A 17,966-nucleotide genomic window follows, 5' to 3' on the forward strand; every position below is an offset into this window, starting at 1 on the left:
CTCCAAGTAAACATTATTTTTCAAAAACATAAACACCGGGGGCGTCACAAAGTACGGAATAACCTTTGTCGGGATTACCCATGGGCGGGGGTGGTACCGGTTCACTGGAACGCTCGTTCAGCCAGTTGAACCAACAGTTCCACCAGGAACCTTCCTGGAACTGTGCGGTTTCGAGCCATTCATCAGGCCCCAGATAGGGGTCATTGTTGCTTCGTGTAAGTACACGAAAATGGCGGTTTTTATGACCGGGCTCGCTCACGACACCGGCATTGTGTCCTTTGTTGGTGAGCGCAAAGGTAATGTCGGAACGGCACAAATGGTGAATTTTATATACCGAGCGCCATGGTGCAATATGGTCTGTTTCCGTACCCAGACAGAAAATGGGCACGTGAATGTCTGTCAGTGAAACAGGGCGACCATTGACGGGATAGCGGCTTTCGGACAGGTCGTCGTTCAGGAACAGCCTGCGCAAATATTGGGAGTGCATTTTGGCTGGCATGCGGGTCGTATCGGTATTCCAGGCCATCAAGTCATTCATGGTGGATTCTTCACCCATCAGGAATTCCTTGATATAACGCGACCAGATCAGCAAGTCGGAACGCAGCAGCAGGAATGCGCCTGACATTTGTTCGCCGGTTAAATAGCCGATATCGGCCATTTCCGCTTCCAGGATGGCCAGCTGGCTGTTATCAATGAACAGGGACAGTTCACCGGGTTCGCTGAAGTCAGTTTGGGCAGCCAGCATGGTAATGGAAAGCAGGCGGTCATCCTGGTCCCTGCCCATTGCGGCCGCGGCAATAGACAGCAGGGTGCCGCCCAGACAATAACCGGTGGCATGGACTTTTTTCTGGCCGGTGATGTGGTTGATGGCATCCAGTGCGGCAAAAAAACCCATGGAAAGATAATCATCCATGCCCATATTGCGTTCTTCCACACCGGGATTTTTCCAGGAAATGCAAAAAACGGTATATCCCTGATCAAGCAGATGGCGAATCATGGAATTGTGTGCCGAAAGATCAAGAATATAGTATTTCATGATCCAGGCAGGGATGATCAGTACCGGTTCGGGATGAACCTTTTTGGTTGTGGGCGTGTACTGAATCAGTTCCATCAGCTGGTTACGCAGTACGACCTTGCCGGGTGTGGTGGCCAGTTGCTTGCCCACCTTGAAATTTTCAAGCTTGGGATCGGGGGTACCCGTAAATTGTTGTTGCGCTTGTTGCCATGCATTCATGGCACCACGTAGCAGGTTGGCTCCTTGTTCTTCCAGTGTTTTTTGCAATACTTCGGGGTTGCTGGCCACAAAATTTTTAGGCGATAGCGCATTCAGGATTTGTTGGGCTGACATGCGGACAATGTCCAGGTGGTGCGGGGTAACGCCGCGAATATCACTGGTTGCCTCTTTCCACCATTGCTCTGTCATGAGATAAGACAGTTGCATCATGTTAAAGGGCCAGGTGTTCCATTTCGGACCGCTAAAGCGTCTGTCGGTAATGGGTGGCTCGATGTTCAGGTTGATGTGGTGGCTGGGGGTGCCGGGGATGCCAACGGTTTGTGTACGCTGGGCATATTGGGCCAAGGCCAGTCCCTGGCCGATGGCAAGATTGAGCAATTCAAGTTGCTTTCCCGGTGAAATGGCCAAATGCCTGGACCAGTCGATATAGCTGAGTAAACCCTGTACCGGAGACATTGACAGCGTGCCCCTGGCAATAGATGCCTGGAAACGCTGGTCAAGCTGATCCATCGCGGTTTGGGGGTCGTAGGTGTTTTTTACCATTCAAAAGTCCTCTGGAACAATGGTGCTTTTCGGTGAGAGTGATAGCCACTTATGAAACATGACATCTTTAACTATAGAGTATTGCATTTTTATTGCGATGATATGAATACCCATCATTTTATATTTTTATATTGATTTGCATCAAGGATATTGACATTAATAATAATGCAAATGATAATGATTCTCGTTTTGTTATTTAGAATAATAAGGTAATCATAAAAATGAAGTATTCAATTCGATCCCGTTATCAAGGGATACTGATGCTGGCCGGCTTGGTGGCCAACAATCCGGTGTTTGCACAAGTGGCACTTCAAAATGAAAAAATCGTTACTTTGCCACAGGTAAAGGCAATAGCGGTTGAAGCTGAAACACCCCGCGTGGAAAGGATAGACAGCCAAGCATTGCAGAACGCAGGCATTGAAAGCTGGACAGATTTGGGGCAACGTTTGTCACCCGGTGTTAATTTTAATCGTCAGAACAATAGCGTGAATATACGGGGCCTGGATGCCAACCGTATCCGGCTTACCGAGGATGGTGTGCCATTGCCATGGTTAAGCGATGGCAGCCGTGGTGTAAAAGGGGGGCTTGATGCGATTAACTTTGACTCCCTGTCAGCGATTGATATTGTTAAAGGGCCCGGGGCCAATCAAACCAACGCCATGACAGCTGCGGTGGCCTTAACCAGTCTGTCGCCCAGTGATTTGCTGCCAGAAGGGCAGGATATTGGCTTTTTGGGTAAAACCACCTATTCGGGTCTTGATGACAGTGCGGGCATAGATGTGGCGCTGGCTACCCGGCTGGGTGAAAAAACCCGGATGCTGTTCCAGTATGCCTATAAAAAGGGGCATGAAATTAAAAACCAGGCCAGCACCGGCGGTTATGGTGACAACAGGACCAAAGAAGACCCCGCTGATTATCACCGGAATTCGGCTTTATTCCGGATTGAGCATGATTTGGCACCCGGGCATCAGCTTGGCCTGGGCGCAAGCCTGTTCCGACTTGACAGGGATATTGACAAGTTAAGCGAGCAAAATACATCCACTTATTACATTGGCGATAACCAGTATAAAGAAGAAATCAAGCGTGACCGGATCTGGCTGGATTATGAATACCGGTCTGAACAGGCAGGAGAGGCACTTGACCGGTTTTCCATGCTGGCTTACTGGCACAGGACCGACCTGCTTAATGAACAGAATGCCTATCGCCAGCAAGATGCCAGGGGTAATATCATTCCCCGCGATCCTTACAAATATGGTTTTCCGTCAGGGGAATATAACCGCCATAACAGTGTAGGGCAAAAAGGCTGGGGCCTGAATATGGATGCATCGGGTTATTGGGGGACAGCACCGTTGCGTTCGCATTGGATGGCAGGTGCAGGATTTACCAGCGACCGTTATCGCCAGCATTCAGGAGGGGTGGATAATTGCCCTGTGGTTTCACCCATGTTGCCGGCCCCGTTTGGTCCCCGTTCTTGCGAATTTTTGCATACCAACCAGGCTGATGTGCCCCAGGTTAAAAGCAATGACTGGTTTGCGTATGCCAAAAACACATTTTCATGGGGTAATGGGCAGTACAACTTGACACCTGGCCTGCGTTACGATCATTACGAGCGGAACCCATCAGCGGCTGGCGATTTTATGAATAATCCCAACGGTGGCCTGGCGCAAATGGATAAACGCAGCGGAGGGCATTTTTCGCCATCCCTGGAATTTACCTGGAATCCTAATGACACGCTCGCTTTGTTTGCCCGTTATGCGCATGGTTTCAGGGCACCTACCGCCCCCGAGTTGTATATGCAGTTTGGTTCATCGTCCAATTACCTGCGCAAGGGTGAAGCATCCCTGAAACCGGAAACCAGTCGCGGATGGGAACTGGGTGTTGCCGTGAATACGGAGACGGCAGGTGGATCACTCACTTTCTTTGATCAGCATTATAAAAATTTTATTGAATCGGGTGTGCCAGTGGCAGCCGATTCCATTTATGCGCAAATGATGCAAAACGGCTTGTATCCATTTGGCGTGTTTACCCATGCCAATCTGGATCGTGTCCGTATTTATGGCTTAGAGGCCAGCGCTTACTGGAATATGAATAACCATTGGTATACCCGGGGTTCTGTGGCATGGACGGTGGGCAAAGACCGCAGTACGGGTGACTACCTGAATTCGGTGGCACCGCTCAAGGGCATCCTGGCACTTGGCTACCAAAGCCAACAGTGGGGCGCTGAAGCCATCTGGACAATGGCGGCCAAACGCAACAAGGTCAAGTACCCCGATGCGACCGCGCAGGTGCCTTACCCCGATTTCAAGGCACCCGGTTATGGCACGCTTGACCTGGTGGCGCACTGGACCCCCGAGGCGGTGAAGGGACTGCGCATTCAGGCCGGCCTGATGAATGCATTTGACAAAAAATACTGGAATGCCCTGAATGTGCCAACGGCGGGTAGCAGCCGGATTTCCCGCGGCATCGACTATTACACCGAACCGGGACGTCATGCCACGATCTCTGTCAGTTACCAATATTGATAACCATACTCATGTTAATTATTTTAAGGTAAAAATATATGAATTTATCATTTGAATCTTTGCGCACTCAATGTGAGCGCCTGCTGGAGCAGGAACCCAAGTTGCGAATCCGCAATGTGGCAGAGCGCCTGAATGTCAGTGAAATGCAGTTGCTGGCCGCTCAATGCTGCGATGCCGAAGCGGTTTATCTGGGTACCGATATCAAGGAGATTTTTAAACAGCTGGACACCTTGGGCGAGGTGATGGTCTTGACCCGCAATGAATGGTGCGTGCATGAGCGGCATGGCCTGTTTGAAGATATCCAGGTGGGCAAGGCCTCTATTGGCATCGTCCTGGGGCCGGATATTGATTTACGGATGTTTTTTGCCTGCTGGAAAACGGCCTGGGCAGTCAGGCAGAACGGGCGGTTCAGTATCCAGTTTTTTGATGAAACCGGTATGGCGATTCATAAGGTTTACGGCACTGAAAAGACAGACAGGCAGGCTTATGAGGCGTTGGTAGCGCGTTTCAGGACCGATTTGGTACAGGTACCGGCCGTCACGGCGCCCGAGCCCGGGCAAACCGGTCTTTCTGAGCAGGCTCCGGACCAGTTGCGCGATGACTGGTTGGGTATGAAAGATACCCATGCGTTTTTTCCTTTATTAAAAAAATGGAATGTCTCCCGCATGACCGCCTTGCAGGCGGCGGGCGATGACTTGGCCCAGCAGGTGGATCATGATGCCGTTGAACGGATGTTGCAACTCAGTGTAGAACAGGAAATCCCGATCATGTGCTTTACCGGCAACCGGGGAATGGTGCAGATCCATTCCGGCGTGATCCATAAATTGTTGCGTACAGGCCCTTGGTTCAATATTCTGGATGAGAAATTCAACTTGCATTTAAATACATCCGCCATTAATTCTGTGTGGGTGGTGAACAAGCCAACCACCGATGGATGGGTGACATCTCTTGAGGTTTATGAAAAATCCGGTGAACTGATCGTGCAGTTTTTTGGCGTGCGCAAACCGGGTATCCCCGAATTGCCAGCCTGGCGTAATTTACTGGAATCCTTATGCAAGGAGCCGCTTGCGGCCTGATCCCATCATGAAAAAAATACTGCTGTTTTTATTGGGGCTGTTTTTTGTACCCATGGCTTTGGCCGCCAATAAAGAACGGGTCATTACCCTGGGTGGTTCGGTGACCGAGATTGTGTATGAGCTGGGGCTGGGTGAGCGCCTGATTGCCGATGACCTTTCCAGTCTGTATCCCGAGGCAGCCACTCGCCTGCCCCGGGTGGGTTATTATCGTGCCGTACCCGTTGAAGGGGTGGTGGCCATGCATCCGGACCTGATCCTGGCTTCGGAAAACGCGGGACCCGCGCAGGCATTGGAAAGCATCAGTAAACTGGGTGTTGAGGTTGTCAAGGTATCCGACCGCGCCAGCCTGGAATCCCTGTACGAGCGGGTGAGTGAAATTGCCAGGGTTTTATCTGCCGAGGACAAGGGGGATGCGCTTATTGAACAAATCCGTGCCGCGGTGGCTCGGGCGCAGGCCCGGCCAGGCAAAAACCTGAAGGCGGCCCTGATTATTAACCGGACTGGCACCCTTCAGGCAGCTGGCAGCCATACTGCGGCTTCCGCCCTGATGTCGTTGGCCGGCTTGAGCAATGTACTGGAACCGGCACAAAAAGGATATAAACCGGTATCGGCAGAAAGCTTGGTGAATTTCGGACCTGAGCTTATCATTGTCACTGAGGGATCGGTGCAGGCCAGTGGCGGCCTGGAAAAGTTCCTCAGGCATCCTGCCATTGCCACAACACCGGCAGCCATTAACAAACGGATTGTCGTCATGGATGATCTTCTCGCCCTGGGTCTGGGGCCACGTGTCGCCCAGGCTATTGAACAACTTAAACTGGCATCAAATGCAGCACAGTAGTCATTACCGGAAAAACCTGTTTTCAGTCCGCATTATTTTTGTTTTGGCCCTACTGGTGGTGATCAGCCTGATCGGGTCTGCCAGCAGTGGCGCGGTTGCCATTCCTTTTGCGGATATTCCCGCTTTGCTATGGGGGCAGGTACCCGAAAGCCAGCGCCTGATGCAGGCCGTGCTGCTTGATATCCGCCTGCCACGCGTCCTCTTTGGCCTGGTGGCGGGAGCCGCGCTGGCCCTGTCGGGAGTGGTCATGCAGGCCCTGTTCAGGAATCCGCTGGCAGAGCCCGGTCTGATTGGCGTTTCGTCCGGGGCAGCCTTGGGGGCCGTACTGGTTATTGTGTTGGCCAACACCGGCTTCTGGGGTATTGCCCTGGCGGCATTTGCCGGCAGTCTGCTTTGTACCTGGCTGGCCTATTGGGTAGGGTGCCGTTTTCCCGGGGTGGCGGGTCTGTTGCTGGCGGGTATTGCGATTAATGCCATTACCGGCAGCCTTATCGGCCTGCTCAGTTATATAGCCACCGATAACGAACTGCGGGACCTGACCTTCTGGAGCATGGGCAGCCTGGCGGCTGCGTCCTGGTCTACACTGGGTTTTATGCTGCCCTGGACGGTCGTTCTTTCCGTTTATGCCGTCCGGCAATGGAAAGCCCTGAATGCCTTGCTGCTCGGAGAGCGGGAAGTGGAGCATCTGGGTTTTTCCATGCAGGCTTTGCGGCGCCGGCTGATTGTTTGTGTGGCCCTGTTGATTGGTCCGCTGGTGGCGGTTACGGGGGGCATTGGTTTTGTGGGGCTGGTCGTGCCGCATATTATGCGGATGGTTATTGGTGCCAATCATCGTTATCTGTTGCCGGCTTCCTTTTTGGGGGGCGGCCTGGCCCTGATTTGGGCTGACTGGGTGGCCCGTACCATTATCCTGCCTTCAGAACTGCCCATTGGGCTGGTGACCAGCCTGATTGGCGGCCCGTTTTTTCTCTGGCTATTGATTCGCCAGATCAAGAGGTAATAATGACAAGTGCCATGAAAGGTAAGTCGCTGCGTGTTTATCGGCAGCAACGACGTATTCTTGATAATGTTTCCCTTTCCATTGAAAGCGGGCAGGTACTGGCTTTGCTGGGTGCCAATGGTGCCGGCAAGTCAACGCTGCTGTCGGTGTTGGCCGGTGAAATGAAGCAGGGACTGACTGCGCATGAGCGCATGGCCGTTACCCTTAACGGGACGGATATTTCCAGCTTGAGCGCGACCGAATGCGCCCGGCGGCGAGCTGTATTGCCGCAAAATGCCTCGCTGACCTTTGATATGAGCGTGCTGGAAATTATTGAAATGGGCATGTACCCGTTTGCAGGGATAACGCAGGAACAGGCCACGACTTTGCTTGAGCAGGCCCTGCAATGGGCCGATGTGCAGAGTTTACAAATGCGTAACTACCAGACCCTTTCTGGCGGAGAGCGGCAGCGGGTCCAGTTTGCCCGAGTGCTGGTGCAGTTGCTGGCCCTACGTGAACAGGACACGGCGGCCCGTTATGTCTTGCTGGATGAACCCACGTCAAGCCTGGACCCCAAACACCAGCAGCAATTATTAAGGACCCTGGGCAAGCTGGCCCGCCAGGAAAACATCGGTGTGCTTATTATTTTGCATGACCTGAATCTTGCCGCCCGTTATTGTGACCGGCTTGCCCTGCTATGCGAGGGCAGGCTGATTGCCTGCGATACCCCCGAAAAAGTGCTGACCCGAGAGAATCTGCATGCGGTGTATGGCATTTACGGGCAGGCCATTGCCCATCCACTGGTGCCAGGTAAACAGCTGGTAATCTGGGAGTAAAACGCTTTTTACGGCAGGCTGTCATGGCAATGGTGTAATATCTCACCTTTTTCCTGAAGCAAACTAACAAAAGCAATCATCAGAATGAGTCAGTTGAATTATTTTGGCCGGGGCCTGCGCGCGGGGCTGCCCATCATGCTGGGCTATATTCCCGTTGCCATGGCGTTTGGCATAGCGGGTGCCAGCCTGGGTTTAAGTGCCTGGGAGCTCATTGCCACGTCATTGATTGTCTATGCGGGGGCCGGGCAATTTTTTATCCTGGCATCCTTGCAATTGGGCACGCCGCTGGTGACCATGGTTTTATTGGTGACCTTGCTTAATGCCCGTCATCTTTTGTATGGTCCGATTATTGAAAAATACCTGCCCAAAGGGCTGAAGAATCGTTTGGTCAAGGCGTTTTACCTCACCGATGAGGTGTTTGCGACCTGTTATGTGGGCATGGGTAAGGTGGAAAATGCGGCCCGTGGCAGTTGGTATATGGGCCTGGGCATATTGGCCTGGCTGTCCTGGGCTACTGGTACGGCCATTGGTGTGTTTGCCGGTGATGAATTATTAAAGGCTTTTCCGGTGGTTGAAAAAACCCTGGGGTTTGCCTTGCCGGCCATGTTTGTGGCGGTCACGGTGCAAAGTATTCAACATCATATGTTAAAGGCCATGGCTGCCGGTGTCGTGATTACGATAGGGGTGGTCTCACTGGGCTTCCCAACCCTGGCCATTCTGGTGGGGGCTTTTGGGGCCTGCCTGTTTTATACGCCCGGAGAAGACAATGCAAAAGTATGAATATGTGATTGCCATGGTGGCCATGGGCGTGTTCACTTATTTGATGCGGGCCCTGCCGTTTGTTCTGATGCAGCGCAGCCGCTTGCTGTCACGCCTGAATTCGGGCCGGTTTGCCATCATGGGACCGGCCTTGCTGGTGTCAACCACTACAGTGGTGCTGTATTCGGGGCTGGCAGAAACCACGTCCTGGCAGGAGGTGGGCGCTTATGTGCTGGCGGTGCTGATTCTGGTTGGCGTGCTGAAGGCGGCCAAAAACACCGGTCTGGCCATGCTGGTGGGTATGGTGGCTTACGGTTTTCTGATGTGGCTGGTGTAACAGCGGCCCTGGTATGGTAGCAACGTTTAAAAAAGCGGGTTGGCAGGGTAAAAAGATACCCTGCGTTAATCGCTAACGGCATTACAGCAAAAAAGGTCTGCCGGTTACGGGGGTGGTGGGGGTGGCCATATCTTGTCTGGCCATAATGCCGGCTTCATAAGCCATCCGGCCCGATTGAATGGCCAGTTTGAACGCTTCGGCCATTTTGACCGGATCATGCGATTGTGCAACGGCGGAATTTAACAGGACTGCATCAAAGCCCAGTTCCATGGCTTTCACCGCATCAACCGGGGAGCCAATGCCGGCGTCTACCACCAGCGGCACATTGGGCAGGCGGGCACGCAAGGTTCTTAGGGCAAAGGGGTTAACCAGTCCCTGGCCCGAGCCAATGGGGGCGCCCCATGGCATTAAAATGCGGCAACCGGCATCCAGCAGGCGGTTGCAAGTCACCAGGTCATCGGTGCAATATGGAAAAACCTCAAAACCGTCCTTGACCAGTTGCGTGGCGGCGTTAATGAGTTCAATCGGATCGGGCTGCAAGGTGTAGTCATCACCAATTACTTCAAGTTTGATCCAATTGGTATCAAAAATTTCCCGTGCCATATGCGACAGGGTAATGGCCTCTCGGGCGGTTTTGCAGCCAGCCGTGTTGGGCAGAAGCCGGGCACCATTTTGTTTGAGTATTTGGAAAAAAGCATTGGACACCCCGTCGGTCGTGCTTTTGCTCAAGGGATTTTGTCCGGGGGCAAGCTGGCGTTTAAGGCCAACGGTAACCACCTGTGCGCCCGAGGCGGCGATGGCATCCTGTAAAACCTTGGGTGAGGGGTAGCCGGCTGTGCCAAGAAAAAAACGACTGGACAGCAGGGTATCTGCAATAGTGAATGACATATTATTCCTGCTTAGCCACCGGTAATGGGTGAAAAGGTGAAGACGGCATCGTTGGCTTGCAATGTATAGGTTTCACGTGCCGAACGGGAAACGAAAATTTCATTGACGGCGGTGGCGACGGCGGTTGGGTCAGTTTCCTGATGGGCTTCGGTTTGTAATTGTTCAACCAGGGCGGCCAGTGTAGTGCCCTGTTCAACTGTGCGCTCAAGACCATTAACTGAAATTGAAATTGTTGTCATACCTGCAATAAAGAAAAGTCAGCGGAAAAGACCGATTTTAAGGCGTTTTCAACCAGAGCGGGTGCGATTAGCCAGCCATGGCGAAACAAGCCGTTAATGCGGGTCAGGCCAGGCTCGGTTTCAATGCGCGGAAAGTTGTCAGCCAGGGCGGGGCGCAGGTTGACTTCCGAGTGAATGATTCTGCCTTCGGCGATTTCCGGTAGAATACTGTGGGCGGCAGCCAGCAGTTCAACCGTGGTACGGACTGAAACGGGGGAGCGGTCTTCGCTTTCGATTTCACTGGCACCGACCACGATGGTATCGGGTGCGCGCGGAACAATATAAACCCGGTAGCGGGGGTGAAGCAGGCGAATGGGACGGTGCAAACTGACGCCTGGTGCCTGGACCCAGAAAATTTCTCCGCGCACGCCCCGTACATTCTGGCAGGAAAGTTCGGCATGGTTATGCATGGGTTTGTCACGGGCACCAACGCCACGGGTATCAAAAACCCAGTCGAAGGTATGTTTTTCGGTGCCGGTATGAATGGTATGCGGCGTCAGCAAGGTAACCGGCCGGTTCCAGTGCCATTGCACATTCAGGGCAGATGCCGCCAACGCCTGCATGGCCTGTACCGTATGAATCTGGCCTTCGTTGGCCAGCAGCCAGGTGTGGGAGGGGCCTTGTATGGATGGCTCCAGTCGGGCCAGTTCCTGGCGTGGCAGGGGTTGGGGCTGATCGTGTTCGGGGGCTTTTGCCCTAAGCAGGGAGACCAGCCGGTCTGCGGCACCTTCATCACCGCGGTGCGCCACCAGCAGACTTCCTTTAAAGTGCAACTCAACCGGCAGACTCAGGCGGGGAACCAGGTTTGCCCATAAATCCAGCGATCGCTTGCCCAGCTGAAAGACGTTTTCATCACCGCTTTCCAGTTCGGCAATCGGGCTCAGCATGCCTGCGGCCGTCCAGCCGGCGGCAACCGGACTGGACATGGATGGGGCCGGGTCAAACACACTTACCTGGTGACCCTGTGATGACAAAACAAAAGCGAGCAAACGGCCTGACAGGCCGGCTCCGGCGATAGCGATTTTCATGTTTTTTCTTTGCCTGTTGATTGGTTTTACTGAAGTAAGGCAACATTATAAACAGGCAGGCTTGCGCCAGTGACAACATTGGCGGCTGGTTCCGGGTTTAATGATAAAGATCAAATTTCAACGGCCCAGTTTTTGTTGCAACTGTGGCCCGTATTGCCTGGCCACTGCTTCAAGGTCGGTATAAATTTGTTGGGTACATGTTTCGCTGGACTCTGACAGACAGATGCGGATATGTTGCTGGATATTCAGCCAGGCTGCATGGGGGGCAGGCACATTGACGATATCCACGTTTTCGGCCAGTGCGGTAAAGCGGCCGTCACGGTTAGGATCTGCGCCAATCAGTCTTACCCGGGCCACTGCCTGGTCCGGGTGGTTAACCAGTTGCAGGACAGGGGACATCATGATCCGGTTTTGCAGTTGCGCAACGATATGGGTGCCAATGGCATCATTGGGGGTGTTGCCACTGACGTAAACGGGAATTTTTGCCAGGGCGGTGGTAACGCAGGTACTGGCCAAGACAGCCACCAGCAATTTGTAAAAAACGGATTTTTTCATTTCTGTTGTTCAGCATTGACTATAATGTCAACATCATACGACTTTTCTGGTTCAGAATTGTTTTAATAACGGTTAAATCAACTACAGCATATTTCAGCAGTGTCACTATCTTCAGCCAGCCAGGTTTTACAAACGGTCTTTGGCTACGAATCTTTCCGGGGCGAACAGCAGGCCATTGTCGAACATCTTGTTTCTGGTGGGGATGCGCTTGTCCTGATGCCCACCGGTGCCGGCAAGTCCTTGTGTTACCAGGTGCCTGCCTTGGTCAGGCAAGGATGCGCTATTGTGGTGTCTCCGTTGATTGCCTTAATGAAAGACCAGGTGGATGCCCTCAAAGAGCTGGGTGTGCAGGCGGCTTACCTGAATTCCACCCTTGATTGGTCGGAAATCCGCGCGGTAGAGCGAGACTTCTTGCGGGGTGAGCTGGACCTGCTTTATATTGCTCCCGAACGCCTGCTGGGTGAACGTTGCCTGCAATTGTTAAGCCAGGGGCAAATATCCCTGTTCGCGATTGATGAAGCCCATTGTGTATCCCAATGGGGGCATGACTTCCGCCCTGAATATATGGGGCTGTCCATTTTGCACGAGCGCTGGCCCGATGTGCCACGCATTGCCTTAACTGCCACCGCCACCACTCATACCCGCCAGGAAATCATCCAGCGTCTGGCGCTGGATAATGCCAGGCAGTTTATTGCCAGTTTTGACCGGCCCAATATCACTTATCACATTGTTGAAAAGCATGATGTCCGTCGCCAGTTACTGCAGTTTATCCGTCAAGAGCATATGGGTGACTCGGGTATTGTGTATTGCCTGTCACGCAATAAAACCGAAGATATTGCCAAATTCCTGAATAAGGAAGGGATTAAGGCCCTGCCTTATCATGCCGGTCTGGATGTGGCCCGTCGGGCCGAACACCAGGCCCGTTTCCAGCAGGAAGATGATCTGGTCATGGTGGCCACCATTGCCTTTGGCATGGGCATTAACAAACCCGATGTCCGCTTTGTGGCGCACATTGATCTACCCAAGTCGGTAGAGGGCTATTACCAGGAAACCGGCCGTGCCGGACGTGATGGCCTGGCAGCCACCGCCTGGATGGCTTACGGCCTGCAAGATGTGGTGCAGCAAAGAAAAATGATTGAGGATTCAAATGGCGATGAAGTCTTCAAGCGTCGTTCGGCGGCCCAGCTGGATGCCATGTTGGGGCTTTGCGAAACCGCCCAGTGCCGGCGGGTTCGTTTGCTGGCTTATTTTGACCAGCATATCGAACCTTGCGGTAATTGTGATGTGTGCCTTAACCCGCCCAAAATGTGGGATGGTACGGTGGCTGCACAAAAAATCCTGTCAGCGGTTTACCGGCTGTTCAAGGAACGTGACCAGCGTTTTGGCGCCGGCCATATTATTGATATTTTGCGCGGCAAGAAAACCGACCGCGTGACGCAAAACCAGCACGATACATTAAGTGTATTCGGGGTGGGACAGGATTTAAGCGATTCGGCCTGGCGTAGCGTATTGCGACAGTTGCTGGCCAATCATTATCTGGCACTGGATATCGAAGGTTATGGCACCCTGGCATTAACGGAAAAAAGCCGGGCGGTGCTCAAGGGTGAAGAGGTGCTGATGCTACGTCAGGAGTCCGAGCGCATGGCATCCAAGTCACGCAACATTATGCCCAAAGCCAGGAAGCCGGTTATCAGTCTTCCGCCCGAAGCCGAGGAGCGCTTCGTCCAGCTTAAAAAATGGCGGCTGGCCATTGCCCGGGAACATGAAGTGCCAGCCTATGTGATTTTCAATGATGCCACCTTGCGGCAGATTGCCCTGAATAACCCGGAAACGCTTGAAGATTTAAGTTTTGTCAGCGGGGTGGGGGCGCATAAGTTAGAGGCTTACGGCGAAGCGATTATTGAATTTCTTGATCAAATGTAGTGTTGAGCGGATCCCACCATGTGGTGATAGCGCCTCACGTTTTACGCATTCTGAACCAGAAGAAGCGATGCTCCAGTGTGGGAATGGGGATACAGGCTTAAAACAGCTTTCCGTCTTCACCTCGTGAAGGGGGTTGCAGCCCCAGGTGGCGCCAGGTGGTTAGCGTGGCAATGCGTCCACGGGGTGTTCTTTGCAGGTAACCGTGCTGGATTAAATAAGGTTCTATCACATCTTCAATCGTGTCGCGTTCTTCGCCAATGGCAGCGGCCAGGTTATCAACCCCAACCGGGCCTCCGTCAAATTTATGAATGATGGTGTCCAGCAGTTTTCGGTCCATTAAATCCAGGCCTTGCGGATCAACCTCCAGCATGCTTAAGGCGGCACTGGCCGACTCTACCGTTACCACACCATCCGATTTGACATCGGCATAATCGCGCACCCGGCGTAGCAGGCGGTTGGCAATGCGTGGCGTACCCCGGGCCCGCCGGGCAATTTCCCGTGCCCCGTCTTCGGTCATGGTGGTGTTAAGCAAAGCGGCGCTGCGGCTGACAATTTGAGTCAGGTCTTCGGTGTTGTAGAATTCCAGCCGGGCAACAATCCCGAAGCGGTCGCGCAAGGGGTTGGTCAGCATGCCTGCACGCGTAGTGGCGCCCACCAGGGTAAAGGGTTGCAAGTCGATTTTGACACTGCGTGCAGCCGGACCCTCGCCAATCAGAATATCAATCTGGAAGTCTTCCAGGGCAGGGTAAAGGATTTCCTCAACCACTGGCGACAGGCGATGGATTTCATCAATGAAAAGCACATCATTGGCTTCAAGATTGGTGAGCAGGGCGGCCAGGTCGCCCGGGCGCTCCAAAACCGGGCCTGAGGTTTGCCTTAACTGGGAGCCCATTTCATGGGCAATAATATGGGCGAGTGTGGTTTTGCCCAGCCCCGGAGGCCCAAATAACAGGACATGATCCAGGGACTCCTGACGTTTGCGGGCAGCGGTGATGAAAATTTCAAGCTGTTCGCGAACCCGGTGCTGGCCGGTATATTCGGCCAGGGATTTGGGGCGCAGGGCGCGTTCAACCGATTCCTCATTGGGTGAACTGGCTTGTGGGGAAACAATCCTGGCGGGCGGACTGCTTGATAAGGAATCGTTAAAAATGGCCATGGTCGTGCTGCGCAATAATGGAAAAAGACATCGCTGTATTGTAATCTCTTTTGGAGACTGTATGTCCATACAGCGATGTCTTTGATGCACAGTCGGTCTTATGTTGCCATAAGGCCGGTTTTTAATTGCTGCTTAGCGGTAAGCCAGATCACGCAGTACCAGGGCAATCTCAGGTACATAAGTGATGATCATCAGGCACAATACCGTGACGCCCACAAAAGGAATCAGGGGTTTGATCAGCTTTTCGATGGGCAGTTTGGCCACCGTACATGCAGCAAACAGGTTAACGCCAAACGGTGGGGTAATCATGCCAAGGGCCAGGTTAACCACCATGATGATCCCGAAGTGGGTAGGGTCAACGCCAAACTTGATTGCAACAGGCAGCAGTAACGGGGCCAGCACCACGATAGAGGCTGAAGTTTCAATGAACATGCCAATAAAGAACAGGGCAATGTTCACGCCCAGCAGGAAGCTGACTTTGTCGCTGAACAGCATGCCAAGCCATTCCCCCAGTGCATTGGGTACTCCGGCACGGTTAAGCAGGAAACCGAAAAGACCGGCATTGGCGATCACGAACATGATAACGGCCGTGGCAATCACGGTTTTACGGAAGGTTTCCGACAGCTGGCCAAAGCCGATCGTGCGATAAATGAAGATACTCACGATCAGGGCATACACCACGGCCACCACTGAGGCTTCGGTAGGAGTAAAAATGCCGCCATAAATGCCACCCAGAATAATCACGGGCATTAAAAGTGCCAGCCATGCCTGCCTGAAGGATTCCCAGATGCCCAGACGGCCTTCACCGTCGTTTTTACCATAGCCATGGCGTTTGGCGTACAGCCATACATAAATAACCAGGGCAAAGGCAATCAGCATGCCTGGCAGGATACCGGCAATGAAGAGCTCACCCACATCGGTTTCGGTGGACACCGCAAACAAAATCATGGGAACCGATGGCGGAATAATCACGCCGAGTTCGGCAGCCGTTGTCTGCAAGGAGGCGGCAAACGGTTTGGGATAACCATGCTTGACCATGGCGGGAATTAAAATGGCCCCCACCGCAAAGGTGGTAGCCACGCTTGAACCGGCCACTGCGGCAAAGATCATGCAGGTAATCACGCAACTGCACGCCAGACCACCTTGCATGTTGCCTACCAGGCTTTTGGCGAAATTGACCATTCTGGTGGATATGCCGCCCGCTTCCATGAGGTTGCCGGCCAGAATGAAGAAGGGAATGGCCACCAGCGGGTAAGAATCCAGTGAGGCGTAAATTTTCTGGGCGATAACCAGCCAGTTAATGCCTGCAACCTGGACACCGATAAGACTGGCAAGACCGATGGAAATAGCTACTGGTACTGTCAGCGCAAAGAACAGTAGCATTGAAAGAATCATTAATTGAGACATAAAATTAACCTGAATATTAAGCGGTAACGAATGCAATGGCCCTACAGGGGGGCGATTTCATCGTTGGATTCAGCCGATCCCTGTGACCAGTGAATAATCACGGCAATCAGGGCCAGAAATGAGCCGATGGGAATGGCGGCATAAATCCAGGCAATACTGAATTCCAGACCGGCAATGGTCTGGAACCGGAAGCGATAGGCAGCCATGGCCCCCACCCAGGTCAGGATACCCAGGAAGGTGCTGGTAATAACCATGACCAGCGTCGCTAACCAACGTTTGTATTTTTCATTCAGGGCATTTTCAAGCATTTCCACTTTAAGCATGGCACCCTGGCGGCAGGCCAGTACCAGACCCAGCAACACAACCCAAATGATGGCACAGCGCGTCCAGACTTCGGTCCAGTCAGCGGGTGATTCAAAGATAAAGCGGCTGACAACTTGATGGAATGAGGCAATCACGGCTGAGAGCAGCAGCAATTGCGCCATGATGGACACCAGTCTGAAGACAGACTTGTCCAGTAATTGAGTGAGCGATTTCATGGTGATTTGAAGAGTTGGGGCTGAATAAACATTCAGCCCCGCAGGAAAAGAAAAAACTTATTTTGTATTCTGGATGGATTCAATCAGTTCTTTCGAGAATTTTTTGTGGAACTCAGGATAGACATTGTGAACAATTTTGGCAAATTCGGCACGATCAACATCCTGGGTGATTTCCATGCCTTCTTTGGTCAGTGTTTCAAGACCTGTTTTTTCTACATTGTCAACGAAATCGCGCATGCTCTTTGCTGCAGCCAATCCGGCTTCCTTGAGTTTTGCCTTGTCTTCGTCAGACATGCTGTCATAAACCATGGGGGAAACCACAATCACGGCAGGACCATATACGTGTCCGGTCAGGGACAGGTGTTTTTGCTGGGAGGACAGCTTGGCGGAAACGATCACGGAAAGCGGGTTTTCCTGGCCATCAATGGTGCCTTGCTGCAGGGCGGTTTGCACTTCAGGCCAGGCCATGGGGGTTGGCAACATGCCCAGTTCCTTGAAAGCGGTAATGTGAATCGGGTTTTCGGTGGTACGGATTTTCAGGCCTTTCAGGTCTGCCGGTGTCTTGACCGCATGTTTGCTGTTGGTCAGGTGACGGAAGCCCTGCTCACCCCATGCCAGGGCCACCAGGCCACGTTTGGGGAATTCGGCCAGCAGTTTGTTGCCGATATCACCATCCAGCACTTTGCGGGCATGGTCCAGGTCACGGAACAGGAAAGGAATGTCGAAAACACCGGTTTGTGGCACAAAGTTAAGGGTGGCGCCAGTAGATAAAATGGCGGCATCCACCGTACCGATTTGCAGGCCTTCAATGACTTCACGTTCGCCGCCCAGGGCACTGTTGGCAAACTGTTCAATTTTGATTTCACCATTGGTGCTTTTGCCAATAGACTCTTCAAAGGCCTTGGCACCGGCACCATAGTGAGAGTCTTTAGACAGGGCATAAGCCATTTTCAGGGTTTTCTCGGCCATGGCTGCGCTTGAAAAACACAGGCTGCTGATGGCGGTGGCAACAAGAACTTTTTTAAACCATTGAGGACGCATTTTATTTCCTTGAAATTGAATATTTAA

The 17,966-nt window shown here is 52.7% G+C and carries 17 protein-coding genes; 8 read left to right on the forward strand and 9 right to left on the reverse strand.

Annotated elements, in window-relative coordinates:
• Positions 1–13: 13 nt before the first annotated feature.
• Positions 14–1,777, reverse strand: coding sequence for a PHA/PHB synthase family protein (locus tag KU392_RS11540; RefSeq protein WP_217735383.1), 1,764 nt, complete (start codon positions 1,775–1,777; stop codon positions 14–16).
• Positions 1,778–1,998: 221 nt separating this feature from the next.
• Here KU392_RS11540 and KU392_RS11545 point away from each other — a divergent pair, with 221 nt between their 5' ends.
• From KU392_RS11545 to KU392_RS11575, 7 genes are all read left to right on the forward strand, one after another.
• The gene (locus KU392_RS11545) at positions 1,999–4,299 is read left to right on the forward strand and encodes a TonB-dependent hemoglobin/transferrin/lactoferrin family receptor (protein ID WP_217735384.1); all 2,301 of its coding nucleotides are present in this window, start codon (positions 1,999–2,001) and stop codon (positions 4,297–4,299) included.
• A gap of 38 nt (positions 4,300–4,337) precedes the next feature.
• Positions 4,338–5,375 carry a hemin-degrading factor gene (locus KU392_RS11550; RefSeq protein WP_169295334.1) on the forward strand — a complete coding sequence of 346 codons (1,038 nt, stop codon included), beginning with the start codon at positions 4,338–4,340 and terminating at the stop codon, positions 5,373–5,375.
• Between the two features lie 7 nt (positions 5,376–5,382).
• On the forward strand, positions 5,383–6,213 hold the full coding sequence (locus KU392_RS11555) for a heme/hemin ABC transporter substrate-binding protein (protein ID WP_169295333.1): 831 nt from the start codon (positions 5,383–5,385) through the stop codon (positions 6,211–6,213).
• Positions 6,214–6,268: 55 nt separating this feature from the next.
• Positions 6,269–7,213 carry a FecCD family ABC transporter permease gene (locus tag KU392_RS11560; RefSeq protein ID WP_371808423.1) on the forward strand — a complete coding sequence of 315 codons (945 nt, stop codon included), beginning with the start codon at positions 6,269–6,271 and terminating at the stop codon, positions 7,211–7,213.
• Positions 7,214–7,227: 14 nt separating this feature from the next.
• Entirely contained in the window at positions 7,228–8,028 is an 801-nt protein-coding gene (locus tag KU392_RS11565; RefSeq protein ID WP_169295331.1) for a heme ABC transporter ATP-binding protein, read from the forward strand.
• 84 nt (positions 8,029–8,112) lie between these two features.
• Positions 8,113–8,808: an AzlC family ABC transporter permease gene (locus tag KU392_RS11570; protein WP_169295330.1), complete on the forward strand. Its 696-nt coding sequence runs from the start codon at positions 8,113–8,115 to the stop codon at positions 8,806–8,808.
• A complete protein-coding gene (locus KU392_RS11575) occupies positions 8,795–9,124 on the forward strand; it encodes an AzlD domain-containing protein (protein WP_217735385.1) in 330 nt (109 codons plus the stop codon). The genes KU392_RS11570 and KU392_RS11575 overlap by 14 nt, the downstream gene beginning before the upstream one ends.
• Positions 9,125–9,205: 81 nt before the next feature.
• On the opposite strand, the gene KU392_RS11580 is transcribed toward KU392_RS11575, so the two are convergent.
• The 4 genes from KU392_RS11580 to KU392_RS11595 all read right to left on the reverse strand — a co-directional run bounded on the left by KU392_RS11580 (position 9,206) and on the right by KU392_RS11595 (position 11,873).
• Complete coding sequence (locus KU392_RS11580; protein WP_169295328.1) at positions 9,206–10,012, reverse strand: thiazole synthase; 807 nt, start codon at positions 10,010–10,012, stop codon at positions 9,206–9,208.
• An 11-nt stretch (positions 10,013–10,023) separates the two neighbouring features.
• Entirely contained in the window at positions 10,024–10,251 is a 228-nt protein-coding gene (gene thiS, locus KU392_RS11585) for a sulfur carrier protein ThiS (protein ID WP_169295327.1), read from the reverse strand.
• Positions 10,248–11,318 carry an FAD-dependent oxidoreductase gene (locus tag KU392_RS11590; RefSeq protein WP_169295326.1) on the reverse strand — a complete coding sequence of 357 codons (1,071 nt, stop codon included), beginning with the start codon at positions 11,316–11,318 and terminating at the stop codon, positions 10,248–10,250. Before KU392_RS11590 ends, thiS begins: the two co-directional genes overlap by 4 nt.
• Before the next feature lie 117 nt (positions 11,319–11,435).
• Entirely contained in the window at positions 11,436–11,873 is a 438-nt protein-coding gene (locus KU392_RS11595) for a hypothetical protein (RefSeq protein ID WP_217735386.1), read from the reverse strand.
• Positions 11,874–11,972: 99 nt separating this feature from the next.
• On the opposite strand from KU392_RS11595, the gene recQ reads away from it, so the two are divergent.
• On the forward strand, positions 11,973–13,796 hold the full coding sequence (gene recQ, locus KU392_RS11600; protein WP_217735387.1) for a DNA helicase RecQ: 1,824 nt from the start codon (positions 11,973–11,975) through the stop codon (positions 13,794–13,796).
• A gap of 97 nt (positions 13,797–13,893) precedes the next feature.
• Here the strand turns inward: recQ and ruvB are convergent, their stop codons facing one another.
• The 4 genes from ruvB to KU392_RS11620 all read right to left on the reverse strand — a co-directional run bounded on the left by ruvB (position 13,894) and on the right by KU392_RS11620 (position 17,939).
• The gene (gene ruvB, locus KU392_RS11605) at positions 13,894–14,952 is read right to left on the reverse strand and encodes a Holliday junction branch migration DNA helicase RuvB (RefSeq protein ID WP_169295323.1); all 1,059 of its coding nucleotides are present in this window, start codon (positions 14,950–14,952) and stop codon (positions 13,894–13,896) included.
• A 132-nt stretch (positions 14,953–15,084) separates the two neighbouring features.
• Positions 15,085–16,359 (reverse strand): TRAP transporter large permease, encoded by a 1,275-nt coding sequence (locus KU392_RS11610; RefSeq protein ID WP_217735388.1) that lies wholly within the window; start codon positions 16,357–16,359, stop codon positions 15,085–15,087.
• Between the two features lie 41 nt (positions 16,360–16,400).
• Positions 16,401–16,898 carry a TRAP transporter small permease gene (locus tag KU392_RS11615; RefSeq protein WP_217735389.1) on the reverse strand — a complete coding sequence of 166 codons (498 nt, stop codon included), beginning with the start codon at positions 16,896–16,898 and terminating at the stop codon, positions 16,401–16,403.
• 57 nt (positions 16,899–16,955) lie between these two features.
• A complete protein-coding gene (locus KU392_RS11620) occupies positions 16,956–17,939 on the reverse strand; it encodes a TRAP transporter substrate-binding protein (RefSeq protein WP_217735390.1) in 984 nt (327 codons plus the stop codon).
• Positions 17,940–17,966: the final 27 nt, after the last annotated feature.

Source organism: Advenella alkanexedens, from assembly GCF_019132845.1.
GTDB lineage: Bacteria > Pseudomonadota > Gammaproteobacteria > Burkholderiales > Burkholderiaceae_B > Advenella > Advenella alkanexedens.

Excerpts from the sequence above, each read along its gene's own strand:
- KU392_RS11610 (WP_217735388.1), bottom strand. The coding sequence starts at position 16,359 with ATGTCTCAATTAATGATTCTTTCAATGCTACTGTTCTTTGCGCTGACA.
- KU392_RS11615 (WP_217735389.1), bottom strand. The coding sequence starts at position 16,898 with ATGAAATCGCTCACTCAATTACTGGACAAGTCTGTCTTCAGACTGGTG.
- KU392_RS11555 (WP_169295333.1), top strand. The coding sequence starts at position 5,383 with ATGAAAAAAATACTGCTGTTTTTATTGGGGCTGTTTTTTGTACCCATG.
- KU392_RS11580 (WP_169295328.1), bottom strand. The coding sequence starts at position 10,012 with ATGTCATTCACTATTGCAGATACCCTGCTGTCCAGTCGTTTTTTTCTT.
- KU392_RS11545 (WP_217735384.1), top strand. The coding sequence starts at position 1,999 with ATGAAGTATTCAATTCGATCCCGTTATCAAGGGATACTGATGCTGGCC.
- KU392_RS11540 (WP_217735383.1), bottom strand. The coding sequence starts at position 1,777 with ATGGTAAAAAACACCTACGACCCCCAAACCGCGATGGATCAGCTTGAC.
- KU392_RS11595 (WP_217735386.1), bottom strand. The coding sequence starts at position 11,873 with ATGAAAAAATCCGTTTTTTACAAATTGCTGGTGGCTGTCTTGGCCAGT.
- thiS (WP_169295327.1), bottom strand. The coding sequence starts at position 10,251 with ATGACAACAATTTCAATTTCAGTTAATGGTCTTGAGCGCACAGTTGAA.
- KU392_RS11590 (WP_169295326.1), bottom strand. The coding sequence starts at position 11,318 with ATGAAAATCGCTATCGCCGGAGCCGGCCTGTCAGGCCGTTTGCTCGCT.
- KU392_RS11575 (WP_217735385.1), top strand. The coding sequence starts at position 8,795 with ATGCAAAAGTATGAATATGTGATTGCCATGGTGGCCATGGGCGTGTTC.
- ruvB (WP_169295323.1), bottom strand. The coding sequence starts at position 14,952 with ATGGCCATTTTTAACGATTCCTTATCAAGCAGTCCGCCCGCCAGGATT.
- KU392_RS11565 (WP_169295331.1), top strand. The coding sequence starts at position 7,228 with ATGAAAGGTAAGTCGCTGCGTGTTTATCGGCAGCAACGACGTATTCTT.
- KU392_RS11620 (WP_217735390.1), bottom strand. The coding sequence starts at position 17,939 with ATGCGTCCTCAATGGTTTAAAAAAGTTCTTGTTGCCACCGCCATCAGC.
- KU392_RS11570 (WP_169295330.1), top strand. The coding sequence starts at position 8,113 with ATGAGTCAGTTGAATTATTTTGGCCGGGGCCTGCGCGCGGGGCTGCCC.
- KU392_RS11550 (WP_169295334.1), top strand. The coding sequence starts at position 4,338 with ATGAATTTATCATTTGAATCTTTGCGCACTCAATGTGAGCGCCTGCTG.